This is a genomic window from Paractinoplanes atraurantiacus (assembly GCF_900215205.1).
Lineage (GTDB): Bacteria > Actinomycetota > Actinomycetes > Mycobacteriales > Micromonosporaceae > Actinoplanes > Actinoplanes atraurantiacus.
Genome location: NZ_OBDY01000004.1, coordinates 106,393 through 121,008, shown reverse-complemented (window position 1 = coordinate 121,008; position 14,616 = coordinate 106,393). Strand labels below are relative to the sequence as shown.

Genomic DNA, 14,616 nt, shown 5'->3' with positions numbered 1-14,616 from the left:
CAGCATGCCAAGCGGGTGCGTTCGCGGCAACTCTTTGCAGGCCACGTCACCACGCGGGGTGGGGTCAGGGCTCTTCGCGGAGGGTTCGCAGGACGCGGACCAGCAGGAAGCCGCCGCCGACCATCAGGAGCAGGCCCAAGGCGATGGCCAGGACGCTGCCGGTGCTCATGGTGGAGCTCGACTGGGAGGCGGTGGCGACGGCCGGCGTGGTGGGGGTTGCGGGGTACCAGGCGCCGGCGTCGGTGAGGTCGGAGGTGGTGGATGCGGAGGAGGGGATCAAGGAGGCGGGGGTGGATGCCGGGGCGCCGGCGCCTTCGCCGCCGGTGGTGGGCGTGGGGGTTGTCGTGGCGGCGGTCGTGGGCGGCGCTGCTGAGGGTGCGATGGTGGCGCAGTCGGTGGGCTGGCGCCAGGAGCCGGCGTACGTGGTGAAGGTGTTGGTTCGGATGGTGAGCGTGGTGCCGGCCTTGGCGGTCAGCGTCCTCGAAGCGCCCGGGGGCAGGCGCAGCAGGCGGTCGCCGGTCAGGAAGACGGCGTCGGTGGAGGCCTGGTCGCTGTTGGCCAGCGTGCCGGTGAAGGAGCCGTCGCAGGCGTTGTCGAAAGTGACGGTGGGGGCGGGGGCGCAGCTCCTGGTGCCGCCGCTGTAGGTGGCTGAGGGGAGCAGATCGGCGGGGGCGTTCGTTCCTTCGTACGCCAATGCTGTGCCCTTGATGGCCTCGACCTGGGTGTAGCAGGAGGGGAGGGTGACCTTGAGGGACAGGGTGCGCTTGGACGCGGTGATGGAGCCGCGGTCGGTGGAGTAGACGAACGGGCGGGCGTTCGAAGACGGGGCCCCGGCCGTGTAGGAGGCCAGGGCGAACGTCTGGGTCTGGCCCGAGCAGAGCGGCTTCGCGGCTGTCACCGTCACCGAGCCGGAAGGGCCGTCGAAGGTGTGACGGTAGGTGGCGGCGGCCGCGGATACGCACGCCTGGTCGGTGATCGGCGTGGTGGCGTAGGCAGCGCCGGGCGCGAGCGCGGCGGACGAAGCAGCCAGCAAGAAGACGAAACGACGCAGCACGGCCGAGCCCCCCAGTTCGGTCATGGCGAAATCCCCGAAATATGAGATTAGGGCGATTTGTGCTGCTGGGCCAGACCTTCGGGCGGCCGGAAACAACACACGCGGTTTCCCTCAGGAACGCGGAAAGGCGGGTGTAGGCGCCGGAGAGGTTGGGGGGAGGGGTGCGGCCAGGGCAGGCGAGGGCGCCGGGAGGTGGAGAAGAGGGTCGTTGCGAGGGCGCCGGGAGGTGGAGAAGGGGGTCGTGGCGAGGGCGCCGGGGAGAGGGGTGCGGCGAGGCGGGCGCGGCTGGGAGGGGTGGTGAAGAGCGGGCGGCGACAGGGTGGTGGGGGAGAGCGTGGGGCGAGAAACGACGATGCCCCGGCCCTGGGGCCGGGGCATCGAAGGACGGGCGATTACTTGCGGGCGTCCAGGGCCTGCTGGTAGAGGCGGCCCGCACGGTACGAGGAGCGGACCAGGGGGCCGCTCATCACGCCGGAGAAGCCGATCTGCTCGGCCTCTTCGCGGAGCTCGATGAACTCCTCGGGCTTCACCCAGCGCTCCACCGGGTGGTGGCGCGGGGTGGGGCGGAGGTACTGCGTGATGGTGATCAGTTCGCAGCCGGCCTCGTGGAGGTCGCGGAGGGCCTGGGAGATCTCCGAGCGGTCCTCGCCCATGCCCAGGATCAGGTTGCTCTTTGTCACCAGGCCGGCCGCGCGGGCCTGGGTGATGACGTCCAGCGAACGCTCGTAGCGGAAGCCGGGGCGGATGCGCTTGAAGATGCGCGGGACCGTCTCGACGTTGTGCGCCAGCACCTCGGGGGTGGCGCCGAAGACCTCGGCCAGCTGGGCCGGGTCGGCGTTGAAGTCGGGGATGAGCAGCTCGACGCCGCAGCCGGGCTGAAGCTTGTGGATCTGGCGGACGGTCTCGGCGTAGAGCCAGGCGCCGCCGTCGGGCAGGTCGTCGCGGGCGACGCCGGTGACGGTGGCGTAGCGCAGGCCCATGGTGGCGACCGACTCGCCGACGCGACGGGGCTCGTCGGCGTCGAACTCGGCCGGCTTACCCGTGTCGATCTGGCAGAAGTCGCACCGGCGGGTGCACTGGTCGCCGCCGATCAGGAAGGTCGCCTCGCGATCTTCCCAGCACTCGTAGATGTTCGGGCAGCCCGCCTCCTGGCAGACCGTGTGCAGGCCTTCTTTCTGCACCAGGCCGCGCATCTGCGTGTACTCCGGGCCCATCTTGGCCTTGACCTTGATCCACGGCGGCTTCCGCTCGATGGGAGTTTCGGCGTTGCGCGCTTCGATGCGAAGCATGCGGCGGCCCTCGGGAGCAATAGTCACAACCCCGAGATTACGCCTGTGGAGACCTCTGCCTAGACAGGGGCGACGAGGCTCACTGAGCGGCTCATGTGACTGCGCTCACATAACACGTGTAAATGCGCTTTCGCATGCTGGTCGCCTGCTGTTAACGTCCGGCCGACGGCGAGGACGGAACCGAGTACCGCCCCGATCCGACGGTCGAGAGAGCCACCGGCAGCTGTGAAGGTGGCCCGTTCGCCGGGGCGCGAAGACACTCCCGAGCCGTTGTACGACCAAGAGGCGCCTCCCGAAGCGGAGGCGCGAAGGTGTGGTGGCACCGCGAGGATCCCGCTCGCCCACACCTCCCTGGGGCCGCGTTGCAGTCACCAGAGGAGGTCCCCGCCATGCAACGCATCCTCTCCACCCAGTTGGCGTCCCACGTGCACGAGACCGTGACGATCGCCGGCTGGGTCCACCGCCGCCGCCTGCTCAAGTCGGTGGCGTTCCTGATCGTCCGCGACGCCGAAGGGCTCAGCCAGGTCGTCGTCACCGACCAGAGCATCCTCGAGGGCTTGACCGAGGAGAGCGTCGTCGAGGTGACCGCCACGGTCACCCCCAACGAGCAGGCACCGGGCAAAGTGGAGCTCACCGAGCCGGTCATCCGGGTGCTCAGTGCTGTGGGCGTACAGCTGCCGTTCGAACTGCATCGACCCGAGCTGACCGCAAGCCTGCCCACCCAGCTCGACCACGCCGCCCTGGCCCTGCGTCATCCGGCTCGCCGGGCCGCGCTGAGGGTGGCGGCCGCGGCCACCGAAGGCTTCCGGGCCGCGCTGGGCGAGCAGCGGTTCGTCGAGATCCAGACGCCGAAGATCGTGGGGTCGGCCACCGAGTCCGGCGCGAACGTGTTCGCCATCGACTACTTCGGACGGCCGGGCTATCTGGCCCAGTCGCCGCAGTTCTACAAGCAGATGATGGTCGGCGTCTTCGAGCGGGTCTTCGAGGTCGGTCCGGTGTTCCGGGCCGAACCGAGCGACACCGCGCGGCATTTGTCGCAGTACACGTCGCTCGACGCCGAGATGGGTTTCATCGAGGACCACCGGGACGTGATGGCGGCCCTGACCCGGACGTTGACCGTGATGATGGAGACCATCACGATGCGTGCCGGCCTGGCGATAAGAAGCGTCCCTGGCGAGATCCCGGCCGTGCACTTCCGGGAGGCTCTGAAGATCGCGGGAGCGCCGGAGGGCGAGCCCGACCTGGCGCCGGCGCACGAGCGGGCGCTGGGGGAGTGGGCGCGAAAGGAGCACGGGTCGGAGTTCGTGTACGTGACGGGTTATCCGATGCGCAAGCGGCCGTTCTACACGCATCCGGACCCGGCCGACCCGGCGTACTCAAACGGCTTTGACCTGCTCTTCAAGGGTTTGGAGATCGTCACCGGGGGCCAGCGGTTGCATCGATATGAGGACTATGTCCGGGTTTTGGCCCACCAGACCGAGCCGTACGAGGGCTATCTCGAAGCTTTTCGCTGTGGAATGCCGCCGCATGGTGGCTGGGCGATCGGCCTGGAGCGGTTCGTGGCCCGATTGATGAATATCAAGAACGTCCGGGAGGTCACCGCGTTCCCGCGGGACCTGCACCGGATAACCCCTTAGACGAAGTAGGCGATCGTCACCGCGGCGACGATCACGAGGGGGACGATCGTCATGCAGACGAGGATCGTCCAGGCGATGGGGTGGCCGAAGTTGAGGACCACCCCACCGCCCTTCTTGGGCACGAAGACCCGCTTGTCCTGCGGATTCCGATAGAGCGGCATCAGAGCAGGGTACGCAGGTGCCTCTCCACCACGGGCAGCACCTCCGCGACCGGCACGTCACGGCCCAGCTCGGCGCTGAGCGAGGTGACGCCCGCGTCGCGGATGCCGCACGGCGTGAAGCGGTCGAAGTTGGCCAGGTCGCAGTCGCAGTTGATGGCGAAACCGTGCTGGGTGACGCCGCGCGCGACCCGGATGCCGATCGCGGCGATCTTGCGGTCGGGCCCGCGCTCGTCGGCCAGCACCCAGGCGCCACTGCGGCCCGCGATCTCGGAGCGGGCGGCGACGACGCCGAACTCGGCGCAGACGTCGATCAACATTTGTTCCGTACGGCGTACGTACGCCACCACGTCGATCGGGTCGGCCAGCCTGAGGATCGGGTAGCCGACCAGCTGGCCCGGCCCGTGCCAGGTGATCTTGCCGCCGCGGTCGACCTCGACCACGGGCGTGCCGTCGATCGGGAGGTCGGCGGGCTCGGTGCGCTTGCCGGCCGTGAGGACGCTGGGGTGCTCCAGCAGCAGGACGGTGTCGGGCCGGCTGCCCTCCACCACGGCGTCGTGCAGACGGCGCTGCTCGTCCCAGGCCTCGCGGTAGTCGACGAGCCCCCGGCGCAGCACGGTGAGCGTTGGTGTTGTCACGACCCAACCGTACTGCTGCCCCTACCTATCAATGGGATCCACACCCGGCCTGATGCGCCACACCAGCGCGTCGTCCACGTGCTCCGGCTTGCCCAGCAGGTCGGTGGCGGTGGTCTCCACGGCCTGCCGGAAGAGCGGGCCCTCGGGGCCGGTGATCTCGCCGTCGGGCAGGTAGACCGCCGTGATGCCCCAGCGCTGGAAGTCGGCCCGGGCCGAGGCGCGGTCCCAGTTGTCCAGGTCGGCGATGTAGCCGTACAGCGCCGCCCGCAGGAACAGCCAGTCGGTGGCGCGGGGTACCGCGCCGATGCGCCCCTTACCCTCCTTGCCCTGCACGTCCGGGCCCAGGAAGTAGCCGTCGGGGATCCGGAACTCCCCACCGCCGCGGGCCATCGTGTACGCCTGCCAGCGCTGCCCGTCGGCGGCCACGTTGATCGCGAACGGCAGCGCGCTGATCACGCCGCCGTCGCTCGTGTAGTCCTTCCACGCGCCGCTGCTGATGAACGTCGGCTCGGCCGCCCGCTCCCGGTAGAGCAGCGGCAGCGGGTAGATCGGCACGAGGGCCAGGACCAGGGCCGCCACCAGCGCCTTCTTGTGCGCCGAGGCGTACAGGCGGTCGATGATCAGCGCCAGTACCACCGCGAACACCCCGACCAGCACCAGCGCGAACCGCAACGGAAGGGCGGCGTCGAACAAAGGCAGCTTCTGCAGCAGCGCGTACGGCAGGGGGATCGGCAACTCCGTGTCGAGGAGACGAAGTCGCGGCCCGAGCGCCACCACGAAGAAGACCGCGCCGACCACGATCAGAGCCCGCAGGGTTGCGCGCCGGGCCTCGTCGGCCCGCCGCCACAGCGCGACCAGGGCGCCGATCATCAGGACCATGAGGGGCAGGCCGAAGAAGGACGTCTCCTCGGTCGGGTTCGGCGCCAGGTCACTGCCAAGGCCCAGCCCGGCCGCGATGCTCCGGTCGGCGAACGCGAAGAAGGAGGCGATGTCCTCGGAGTAGTGCCGCTGGTTGAAGCCGGTGCCCTTGAAGGTCTGCGGACCGGCGAAATGCATATAGAGGGGGTACGCCAACAGGGCGCCGGCCACGACCGCGGTGAGACCCAGCGCGCCCAGGAAGCGCGGCAGCAGCTTGCGGGCCTCGGCCCGGTTCGGCTTGGCCAGCGCCCACGTGATCACGAAGACGCCGCCGGCCAGCGCGGTGAAGAACAGGCCCTCGGCGGCGATCGAGAAGCTCACCGCGAGCACCACGCCCAGGATCAGCCCGCCGCGGATCCAGTGCCGCTGGTCGCGCATGCGCAGCAGCTGCCAGAGCACCAGCGGCGCGATCCAGCCCGAGGTCCAGTTGAGGTGGCCGTTGGCGTGCGAGATGAAGCCCGGCGCGAACCCGGCGAACAGCCCGCCGACCGCGGCCGCGACCCGGTTGGGGGTCACCCAGCGGCACAGGAACAGGTACCAGGCGAAGGCCGAGCCGGCCAGGTTGAGCGTGAGGATCGTGACGAAGGTGATCTGCGGCCCGGCCAGCATGGTCAGCGGGGCGAACAGGATCGCGTACACCGTGATCGACGTGTTGGCGGCGAGGTTGACGCCGTCCGGTGCGTTCAGCAGGTCGGTGAAGAAGGGATCACCACCGTGCTGGAGCAGGTGGACGCCGTACGCCAGGACCCACTCGAAGAAGGCCTGGTCGCCGACGTTGTCGGCGACGGCGTGCCGGTACGGGTTGCTCCACAGCCCGGAGGTGACGTAGAGCGCGAGGGCGAGGGCGGCGAGGGCGACCAGCAGAGGGGCGCGGAGGCGCTTCGTCGCCGCTCGGGCGTCGGGCGCGGCCGGCCGGTCTGCTGCGGCTGGGGTGGTGGGGGCGGCGACGGACATCAGCCGCAGGTTAGCAAGGGCTCGCCGTCGATCAGTGCGATGCCGCTGCTTCCTTGCCCAGGGCCGCATGCAGCGCGGACGCCACTGTCGGATATGTCCACTGGAATCCGGCCCTTTCCAGCACCGCGGGGACGACTCGCTGGTTGCGGCGGGCCTCGCCGCCCAGCTCGCCGACCGCCAGGTCCATGGCCGGGCCGGGCACGAAGAGCAACGCCGGTCGATGCAGGATGCCGGCCAGGGTGCGGGTGAACTCGGCGTTGGTGACGAGCTCGGGGCCGACCAGGTTGACCGGGCCGGCGATGTCGTCGCGCTCCATCAGGAACTCGACCGCGCCGAACCAGTCGGCCAGCCCGATCCAGGGCATCCACTGCTTGCCGCTGCCGAGGCGGGCGCCGGCGCCGAGCTTGAACAGCGGCAGCAGCGGCTTGAGGATGCTGCCCTCCTTGTCGAGGGAGGGCGCGGTGCGCAGCAGCACGACACGGGTGCCGGCGTCCTCGGCCGGGCGGGCGGCGGCCTCCCAGACCCGGCACAGGTCGGCCAGGAAGGTGGTGCCGGCCGGCGCCTCCTCGGTGACCGGGGTGTCGCCGGTGTCGCCGTACCAGCCGGCGCCGGAGGCCTGGAGCAGCGTGTGCGGCCGGTCGGCCTCGGGGAGCAGGCGGATCACGCGGGCGATGGTGCCGGTGGTGTCGACCCGGCTCGAGCGCAGCACGCTCTTGTAGCGGGCGGTCCAGCGCTTGTCGCCGATGTTGGCGCCGGCCAGGTTGATCACCACGTCGTGGCCGGCCACCACCGCGGGGTCGAGCTGACCCTGCGAGGGCTGCCAGGTCGCCTCGTCGGGCTTCTCGGCGGGCCGGCGGACCAGCCGGGTGACATCGTGCCCGGCGTCGCGCAGGCGCTGCGCGAGCGGCGTGCCGAGATAACCGGACGCACCGGCCATGAGGATCCGCATGGGTTCAATCATGCCCCGTCTCGAACTCGTTCAAAACGCGAAAAGGCCCGCTCGATCACGAGCGGGCCTTTCTTCGTCGCTTTGTCCATCCCGCACCCGGGATTTCGGCCTCGTGGGGCGAAATCCCCCGCGGAGCGAAGCGGAGCTAGTAGCTCAGCTCACCCTCGAAGTGGCCGCCCTCCAGGCGCTCCTTCAGCGTGACCAGGAAGCGGGCGGCGTCGGCGCCGTCCACGATCCGGTGGTCGTAGCTCAGGGCCAGGTAGACCATCGAGCGCGGGACGATGATCTCGCCGAGCTCGGGGTCGCTGACGACCACGGCCCGCTTGACCACCGAGCCGGTGCCCAGGATGCCGACCTGCGGCTGGTTGATGATCGGCGTGTCGAAGAGCGCGCCCCGGCTGCCCGTGTTGGTCAGCGTGAACGTGCCACCCGAGATCTCGTCCGGGCCGATCTTGTTGTTCCGGGTGCGGTCGGCGACGTCGGCGATCCGCTTGGCCAGGCCGGCCAGGTTGAGGTCGCCCGCGTCCTTGATCACCGGAACGATCAGGCCCTTGGGGGTGTCGACCGCGATGCCGAGGTGCTCGGTGTCGTGGTACGTGACGGTGCCCGCCTCGAGGTCGATCGAGGAGTTGACCACCGGGTGCTGGCGCAGCGCCTCGACCGCGGCCAGGGCGAAGAACGGCAGGAAGCTGAGCTTGACGCCGTTCTTGGCCAGGAAGTCGGCCTTGGCCTTGTTCCGCAGCTGGGCGATCTTGGTGACGTCCACCTCGACGACCGTGGTGAGCTGCGCCGAGATCTGCAGCGACTCGACCATGCGACGGGCGATCGTCGCGCGGGTGCGGGTCAGCTTCTCGGTGCGGCCACGCAGCGGGCTCGGCGCCGGCTTGGCGGCCGGGGCCTTCGCGGCGGCGGGCGCCGGCGCGGGCGCGGCCTTGGCGGCGGCGGCCTTCTCGGCGGCGTCGATGACGTCCTGCTTGCGGATGCGGCCGCCGACGCCGGTGCCGGTCAGGGTCGACAGGTCGACGCCCTTCTCGGCGGCCAGCTTGCGCACCAGCGGGGTCACGTAGCCGGCGTCACCGGCGCCGTTGGCCTGCACGGCCTCACGCGACGGGCTCGACGTCGGTGCCGGCGGCTCGGCGTTGCGCTCGGCCGCGGACGGGTCCTTGGCCACCTCGGCCTCGGGGGCCGGGTCGGCGTACGACTCCCCGCCCGAACCGAAGTCCGGAGCCGGCTTCGACTCGATCTTCGGAGCGGCCGGCTGCTGCGGAGCGGCCTGCGGCTTCGGGGCCTCGGGGGCCGGGGCCTGCTTCGGGGCCTCCTGCTTCGGCGCCTCGGAAGCCGAGCCGATGATCGCGAGGTCGGCGCCGACGTCGGCGGTCTCGTCCTCCTGGACCTTGATCTCGAGGACCGTGCCGGCGACCGGCGACGGGATCTCGGTGTCGACCTTGTCGGTCGAGACCTCGAGCAGCGGCTCGTCGACCTCGATCGTCTCGCCGACCTGCTTGAGCCAGCGCGTGACGGTGCCCTCGGTGACACTCTCACCCAGCGCGGGCATCTTGACCGCCGTGCCGCCGGACGACGACGAGGCCGTCTGCGGCGCGGGCTGCTCCTGCTCGACCGGCTTCTCGGTCGAGGGGGTGGTCGGCGCGGCGGGCTCGGGCTCGGGGGCCTGCTCCTGCTGCTTCTGCTCCGGGGCGGGGGCCGAGCCGGCGTCCTCGCCGTCGCCCGAGATGACCGCGAGCTCGCTGCCGACGTCGGCCGTCTCGTCCTCGCCCACGACGATCCGGGTGAGCACGCCGGCGGCCGGCGAGGGGATCTCGGTGTCGACCTTGTCGGTCGAGACCTCGAGGAGGGGCTCGTCCGCCTCGACGCGCTCACCCTCCTGCTTGAGCCAGCGCGTGACGGTGCCCTCGGTGACACTCTCACCCAGCCGCGGCATGGTGACCGATACCGGCATGTCTCAGTACTCCTTAACCACGTCTTTGACGACGATCAGCTGTGTGCGTGCAGGGGCTTGCCGGCGAGCGCGAGGAACGCCTCACCCAGAGCCTCGTTCTGCGTGGGGTGGGCGTGGACCAGCTGCGCGACCTCCTCGGGGAAGGCCTCCCAGTTGTAGATCAGCTGGGCTTCGCCGACCAGCTCGCCCATGCGGGCGCCGACCATGTGCACGCCGAGCACCGGGCCGTCGTTGAGACGGACCAGCTTGACGAAGCCCGCGGTCTTGAGGATCTGGCTCTTGCCGTTGCCGCCGAGGTTGTAGTTGTACGACGTGATCTTGTCAGCGCCGTACTTCTCCTTGGCCTTGGCCTCGGTGATGCCCATCGAGGCGACCTCGGGGTCGCAGTAGGTCACGCGCGGGATGCCCGCCTCGTCGATCGCGGCCGGGTTGAGCCCGGCGATCTCCTCGGCGACGAAGATGCCCTGCTGGAAGCCGCGGTGCGCGAGCTGGAGGCCGGGAACGATGTCGCCCACGGCGTAGATGTTGCCGACGCCGGTGTGCAGGCGGTCGTTGGTGATCACGAAGCCCCGGTCGAGCGTGATGCCCTGCTGCTCGTAGCCCAGGTTGGCCGTCGACGGGCCGCGGCCGACCGCGACCAGCAGCACCTCGGCCTCGACGGTCTCGCCGCCGGCGATGGTGGCGCGCACGCCGTTCTCGGTGTGCTCGACCTTCTCGAACGGCTTGCCGACCTTGAAGTTGATCTTCCGCTTGCGGAACGCGCGCTCGACCGTCTTCGAGATGTCCTCGTCCTCGGCCGCGACCAGGCGGGGCAGCGCCTCGATGATGGTGACGTCGGCGCCGAACGACTTCCACACGCTGGCGAACTCGACGCCGATGACGCCGCCGCCCAGCACGATCGCGGAGGAGGGCACGCGGTCGAGTTTCAGGGCGTGCTCGCTGGCGATGACGCGCTTGCCGTCGATCTCGAGCCCGGGGATCGACCGCGAGTAGGAGCCGGTGGCCAGGATGACGTTGCGGCCGGTGTAGCGCCGGCCGTCGACCTCGACGGTGTCCTTGCCGACGAGCTTGCCCTCGCCCTGCACGATCGTGATCTTGTCCTGCTTGAGCAGACCGGTCAGGCCCTTGTACAGGCGGGAGACGACACCGTCCTTGTACGCGTTCACGCCCGCCATGTCGATGCCGACCAGATCGGCCTTGACGCCGAACTGCTCGCTCTCGCGGGTCTGGTCGGCGATCTCGGCCGCGTGCAGGAGGGCCTTGGTCGGGATGCAGCCGCGGTGCAGGCACGTGCCGCCCAGCTCGGCCTTGTCGATCAGCGCGACGGAGAGGTTCAGCTCGGCCGCGCGGAGGGCGGCAGCATACCCGCCGCTACCAGCGCCGAGAATGACGATGTCGAAGTTTCCGCCGTTCGGCTGGCTCACGTTGACTCCAGTGTTCGCGTCGTTGCCATGCGGGTCACACAATGGAAACGGTCACAGTATGTCCAGGCCATCTTGTCACTTGTGGAACCGGTCGATGCAGCCAGGTTCCCCACAGTCATGCCCGTACGACGTACTCTTGCGGCACCGATGAGCGTGAGGAGCGGGTGTGGCCTGGTTTCGGCGGAGCCGGGAGCCGCGTCGGGCGGCCGGCCGGCCGGTTGACCGTGCCGATCTTGAGTATCTCGCGGAGTTCGTCCGCAGTCGCCGTGGGGTCGAGGCGTTCATCGAGCCCCGCACCACGGTGACCGAGACCACCGTATTGCTTGTGGCACACGACGGCGAGTGGACCCGCCGACGGATCGAATCGCCCGAGATCGCCCGGCGGTGGGCACATCAGCTGAGCCTACCGATCTACGACATCCGCCTGCTCGGTTATCCGCAGCGGATGCGCGACTACATCTCCCGGCAGAAGAAGCTCGGCCGCGACCCGGGGGGCTCCGGGGCCTACCGCCCCGAAACCCCCAACTGAGCTCTTAAGCCAGGCTGTCGATCGCGGCCAGGAAGGTGCGGACCGGCACGCCGGTGCCGCCCTTCGCCCAATACCCGGTGGGCTCACCGGTGTGGTAGCTCGGGCCGGCGATGTCGATGTGCGCCCACTCGACGCCCTCGGCGACGAACTCGCGCAGGAAGACGCCGCCCTGCAGCATGTGCCCGGCCCGGTCCAGGTTCGCGTTCGTCTGGCAGATGTCGGCGATGTCCGACTCCATGCCCTTGCGGACCTCCTCCGGCAGCGGCATCGGCCACACCGGCTCGCCGACCTTGTCGCCGGCCGCCTTGACCAGCTCGATCGCGCCGTCGGAACCCATCAGGCCGGAGATCCGCTTGCCCAGCGAGATCACCTGGCCGCCGGTGAGCGTGGACGCCTCGAGCACGTAGTCGGTGCCGTCGGCGCAGGCCCGGGCGATCGCGTCGGCCAGCACCAGGCGGCCCTCGGCGTCGGTGTTGAAGATCTCGACCCGCTTGCCGTTGAACATGGTGAGCACGTCACCCGGCCGGTAGGCCGAACCCGACGGCATGTTCTCGGCGATCGCCAGATAACCGCTGACCGCGACACCCGGCTTGAGCGCGGCGATGGCCAGCATGGTGGCGCCGACCGCGGCCGCGCCGGCCATGTCGGACTTCATCTCCCACATGCCGGCGGCCGGCTTGATGCTGATGCCGCCGGTGTCGAACGTGATGCCCTTGCCGACCAGCGCCACCCGCGTCGGGTTGTCGACGCCCTCGGGCACGTAGGTCAGCTTGACCAGGCGCGGCTTGGCCTCGGAGCCCTGGCCCACGGCCACGATGCCGCCGTAGCCGCCGGCCTTGAGCTCGTCGAAGTCGAGCACCTCGACCTGCAGGCCGGTGCCCTTGGCCGCGGCCACCACGGCGTCGGCGAACTCCGGCGGGCGCAGCGAGTTCGGCGGGGTGTTCACCCAGTCGCGGGTCAGGCGCACGGCCTTGGCCACGGTCGCGGCCCGCTCCAGCTCGGCGGTGGCCGCGGCGTCGGAGGCGTCCGGGACGTGGATCTGCAGGGCGGCGACCGGCTCGCGGCGGTTCGGCTGCGGCTTGGTCTTGTAGCCGGCGAACTTGTACGACCCGAGCAGCGCGCCCTCGAGGATCGCGCGCAGCACGCCGGGCGCGTCGGCGTCGTCGGGCAGCGGCAGGGCGAGCGCGACAGTGCCGCTGCCGGCCAGCGCGCGGACGGCGGCGCCGGTGCCCCGGCGCAGCGTCTCCAGGTTCGGCGCCGAGCCGGACGGCTCGTCGCCGAGGCCGACGGCCACGATCAGCGGAGCGCTGACGGTGCCGAGGGTGGCGAGCTTGGTCACCTCGCCGGGGGCGCCGCTCGCGCCCAGCAGGGCCAGCGTCGAGGTCAGCTTGCCGTCGAAGGCGGCGGCGATGCTCTCGGCGCCGGCGGCCGGAAGCAGGGCGCCGCCCTCGTCGGGCTGACTGTGCAGGCCGATGACGATGGCGTCGACGGCCAATTCGGCCGGGTCGGTGTCGACCAGGCTGAGGCTGGGCTGGCTCACTGAAGGCTCTCCGCGGACGTTCAGGGCCGGGCGCCTCATGGGCGCGCGCCGGCTGGTTCGATGTGGGGTGTCCCCGCGACTCTAACCACATGCAAGGTCACGGGTAAGTTGACTCTCATGTCTGCCGAGGTCACCGATGCCCTTTTCCGGTCTCCCCTGCACGAGCGCCACGTCGCGCTGGGTGCCAAATTCGCCGCCTTCGGCGGTTGGGAGATGCCGTTGGAGTACGCCGGCGGCGGTGTCCTGAAAGAGCACGCGGCGGTCCGCGAGGCGGTCGGCGTGTTCGACGTGTCCCACCTGGGCAAGGCCCGGGTCCGCGGAGCGGGTGCGGCCGAGTTCGTGAACTCCTGCCTCACGAACGACCTGGGTCGCATCAAGCCGGGCCAGGCCCAGTACACGCTGTGCTGCGACGACAGCGGCGGCGTGGTCGACGACCTGATCGCGTACCTGATCTCGGAGGACGAGGTCTTCCTGATCCCGAACGCGGCCAACACGGCCGAGGTCGTGCGCAGGCTCGCGGCGGCGGCGCCGGCCGGGATCGAGGTCGTGGACGAGCACCAGGCGTACGCCGTCCTGGCCGTGCAAGGCCCGCAGTCGGCGTCGGTGCTGGCCAAGCTGGGGCTGCCGACCGAGCACGGATACATGTCGTTCGCGACGGCTTCCGTGGGCGGCGTCTCGCTGATCGACTGCCGTACGGGATACACGGGCGAGCACGGCTACGAGCTGGTGGTGCCGTGGGACGACGCGGCCGCGGTGTGGGACGCGCTGATCGAGGCGGGAGTCCGGCCGTGCGGTCTCGGCGCGCGCGACACGCTGCGCACGGAAATGGGCTATCCGCTGCACGGGCAGGAGCTGTCCCTGGAGATCTCGCCGGTGCAGGCCCGCTCGGGCTGGGCGGTCGGCTGGACCAAGCCGGCGTTCTGGGGGCGCGACGCGCTGACGGCGGAGAAGGCGTCGGGGGCGCGGCGCACGCTGCGCGGGCTCGAGCTGACGGGGCGCGGCATTCCGCGGGGGCACATGGAGGTGTACGCGGGCGCGCAGCGCATCGGCGAGACGACGAGCGGGACGTTCTCGCCGACCAAGAAGGTGGGTATCGCGCTGGCCCTCATCGACACGGCAGCGGGCGTGGCCGACGGGGACCTGGTCCAGATCGACATCCGCGGTAAGCGGATCGAGGCGCGGGTGGTGAAGCCGCCGTTCGTGCAGCCGTCGGTGCGCTGAGTGGGTTGGACTTGCTTGCGCTGGGACGGTTGAGGGCCGGGTGTGGCTGGGTGGGTGGTTACTCGCTGCTTGGTGGTACGACGGGTTGCTGCTCACCTTGCGCGGGATGCGGGGAGATGTTCGCTGCCGCGCTGGGGTGCGGGTGGGGGAGCCGGTCACGCGGGCCGGGCCTGGTGGCGGGCTGGGCGGCAATTCCAGGCCGGTTGCGCGGGTTCGTGGGTCAAGGGTGAGGCGCAGGGCGGTGGGAACGCCGGCGCGGAGCGTGGCGTGAGCTTCCGCGGTGTCTTCTGAGGCCTCTATCCAGGCGGCGAAGGCCAAGACCTCCTCGAGTGGGACGGCGAACTCGTT

Annotated in this window: 12 protein-coding genes; 3 read left to right on the top strand and 9 right to left on the bottom strand. The window is 70.4% G+C overall.

Going from position 1 to position 14,616, the window contains the following annotated elements:
• Positions 1-64: 64 nt before the first annotated feature.
• Complete coding sequence (locus CRP55_RS52930; protein ID WP_179855141.1) at positions 65-1,078, bottom strand: hypothetical protein; 1,014 nt, start codon at positions 1,076-1,078, stop codon at positions 65-67.
• Between the two features lie 368 nt (positions 1,079-1,446).
• On the bottom strand, positions 1,447-2,343 hold the full coding sequence (lipA, locus tag CRP55_RS12440; protein ID WP_097320021.1) for a lipoyl synthase: 897 nt from the start codon (positions 2,341-2,343) through the stop codon (positions 1,447-1,449).
• A gap of 389 nt (positions 2,344-2,732) precedes the next feature.
• Between lipA and aspS the strand changes: the two genes are divergently transcribed.
• Positions 2,733-3,980: an aspartate--tRNA(Asn) ligase gene (aspS, locus tag CRP55_RS12435; protein WP_097320020.1), complete on the top strand. Its 1,248-nt coding sequence runs from the start codon at positions 2,733-2,735 to the stop codon at positions 3,978-3,980.
• Here the strand turns inward: aspS and CRP55_RS12430 are convergent.
• From CRP55_RS12430 to lpdA, 6 genes are all read right to left on the bottom strand, one after another.
• Positions 3,977-4,141 carry a peptide ABC transporter substrate-binding protein gene (locus CRP55_RS12430; RefSeq protein WP_097320019.1) on the bottom strand — a complete coding sequence of 55 codons (165 nt, stop codon included), beginning with the start codon at positions 4,139-4,141 and terminating at the stop codon, positions 3,977-3,979. The two genes, aspS and CRP55_RS12430, sit on opposite strands and share 4 nt — an antisense overlap.
• Entirely contained in the window at positions 4,141-4,776 is a 636-nt protein-coding gene (gene lipB / locus CRP55_RS12425) for a lipoyl(octanoyl) transferase LipB (RefSeq protein WP_097320018.1), read from the bottom strand. Before lipB ends, CRP55_RS12430 begins: the two co-directional genes overlap by 1 nt.
• A gap of 21 nt (positions 4,777-4,797) precedes the next feature.
• Complete coding sequence (locus tag CRP55_RS12420; RefSeq protein ID WP_179855140.1) at positions 4,798-6,648, bottom strand: DUF6311 domain-containing protein; 1,851 nt, start codon at positions 6,646-6,648, stop codon at positions 4,798-4,800.
• Between the two features lie 31 nt (positions 6,649-6,679).
• Positions 6,680-7,597, bottom strand: a complete 918-nt coding sequence (locus tag CRP55_RS12415; protein WP_097320017.1) for a TIGR01777 family oxidoreductase — start codon at positions 7,595-7,597, stop codon at positions 6,680-6,682.
• A 145-nt stretch (positions 7,598-7,742) separates the two neighbouring features.
• Positions 7,743-9,554, bottom strand: a complete 1,812-nt coding sequence (gene sucB, locus CRP55_RS12410; protein ID WP_097320016.1) for a 2-oxoglutarate dehydrogenase, E2 component, dihydrolipoamide succinyltransferase — start codon at positions 9,552-9,554, stop codon at positions 7,743-7,745.
• A 35-nt stretch (positions 9,555-9,589) separates the two neighbouring features.
• Positions 9,590-10,978 (bottom strand): dihydrolipoyl dehydrogenase, encoded by a 1,389-nt coding sequence (lpdA, locus tag CRP55_RS12405; RefSeq protein ID WP_097320015.1) that lies wholly within the window; start codon positions 10,976-10,978, stop codon positions 9,590-9,592.
• Positions 10,979-11,144: 166 nt separating this feature from the next.
• On the opposite strand from lpdA, the gene CRP55_RS12400 reads away from it, so the two are divergent.
• Positions 11,145-11,507, top strand: coding sequence for a hypothetical protein (locus CRP55_RS12400; RefSeq protein WP_097320014.1), 363 nt, complete (start codon positions 11,145-11,147; stop codon positions 11,505-11,507).
• Positions 11,508-11,511: 4 nt separating this feature from the next.
• On the opposite strand, the gene CRP55_RS12395 is transcribed toward CRP55_RS12400, so the two are convergent.
• The gene (locus CRP55_RS12395) at positions 11,512-13,086 is read right to left on the bottom strand and encodes a leucyl aminopeptidase (protein WP_438865783.1); all 1,575 of its coding nucleotides are present in this window, start codon (positions 13,084-13,086) and stop codon (positions 11,512-11,514) included.
• A 78-nt stretch (positions 13,087-13,164) separates the two neighbouring features.
• Here CRP55_RS12395 and gcvT point away from each other — a divergent pair, with 78 nt between their 5' ends.
• Entirely contained in the window at positions 13,165-14,268 is a 1,104-nt protein-coding gene (gcvT, locus tag CRP55_RS12390) for a glycine cleavage system aminomethyltransferase GcvT (RefSeq protein ID WP_097320012.1), read from the top strand.
• Positions 14,269-14,616: the final 348 nt, after the last annotated feature.

Bases quoted from the DNA above. Each gene is read 5' to 3' on its own strand.
- CRP55_RS52930 (WP_179855141.1), bottom strand. From the start codon at position 1,078: ATGACCGAACTGGGGGGCTCGGCCGTGCTGCGTCGTTTCGTCTTCTTG.
- lipA (WP_097320021.1), bottom strand. From the start codon at position 2,343: ATGCTTCGCATCGAAGCGCGCAACGCCGAAACTCCCATCGAGCGGAAG.
- aspS (WP_097320020.1), top strand. From the start codon at position 2,733: ATGCAACGCATCCTCTCCACCCAGTTGGCGTCCCACGTGCACGAGACC.
- CRP55_RS12430 (WP_097320019.1), bottom strand. From the start codon at position 4,141: ATGCCGCTCTATCGGAATCCGCAGGACAAGCGGGTCTTCGTGCCCAAG.
- CRP55_RS12420 (WP_179855140.1), bottom strand. From the start codon at position 6,648: ATGTCCGTCGCCGCCCCCACCACCCCAGCCGCAGCAGACCGGCCGGCC.
- CRP55_RS12415 (WP_097320017.1), bottom strand. From the start codon at position 7,597: ATGCGGATCCTCATGGCCGGTGCGTCCGGTTATCTCGGCACGCCGCTC.
- sucB (WP_097320016.1), bottom strand. From the start codon at position 9,554: ATGCCGGTATCGGTCACCATGCCGCGGCTGGGTGAGAGTGTCACCGAG.
- CRP55_RS12395 (WP_438865783.1), bottom strand. From the start codon at position 13,086: ATGAGGCGCCCGGCCCTGAACGTCCGCGGAGAGCCTTCAGTGAGCCAG.
- gcvT (WP_097320012.1), top strand. From the start codon at position 13,165: ATGTCTGCCGAGGTCACCGATGCCCTTTTCCGGTCTCCCCTGCACGAG.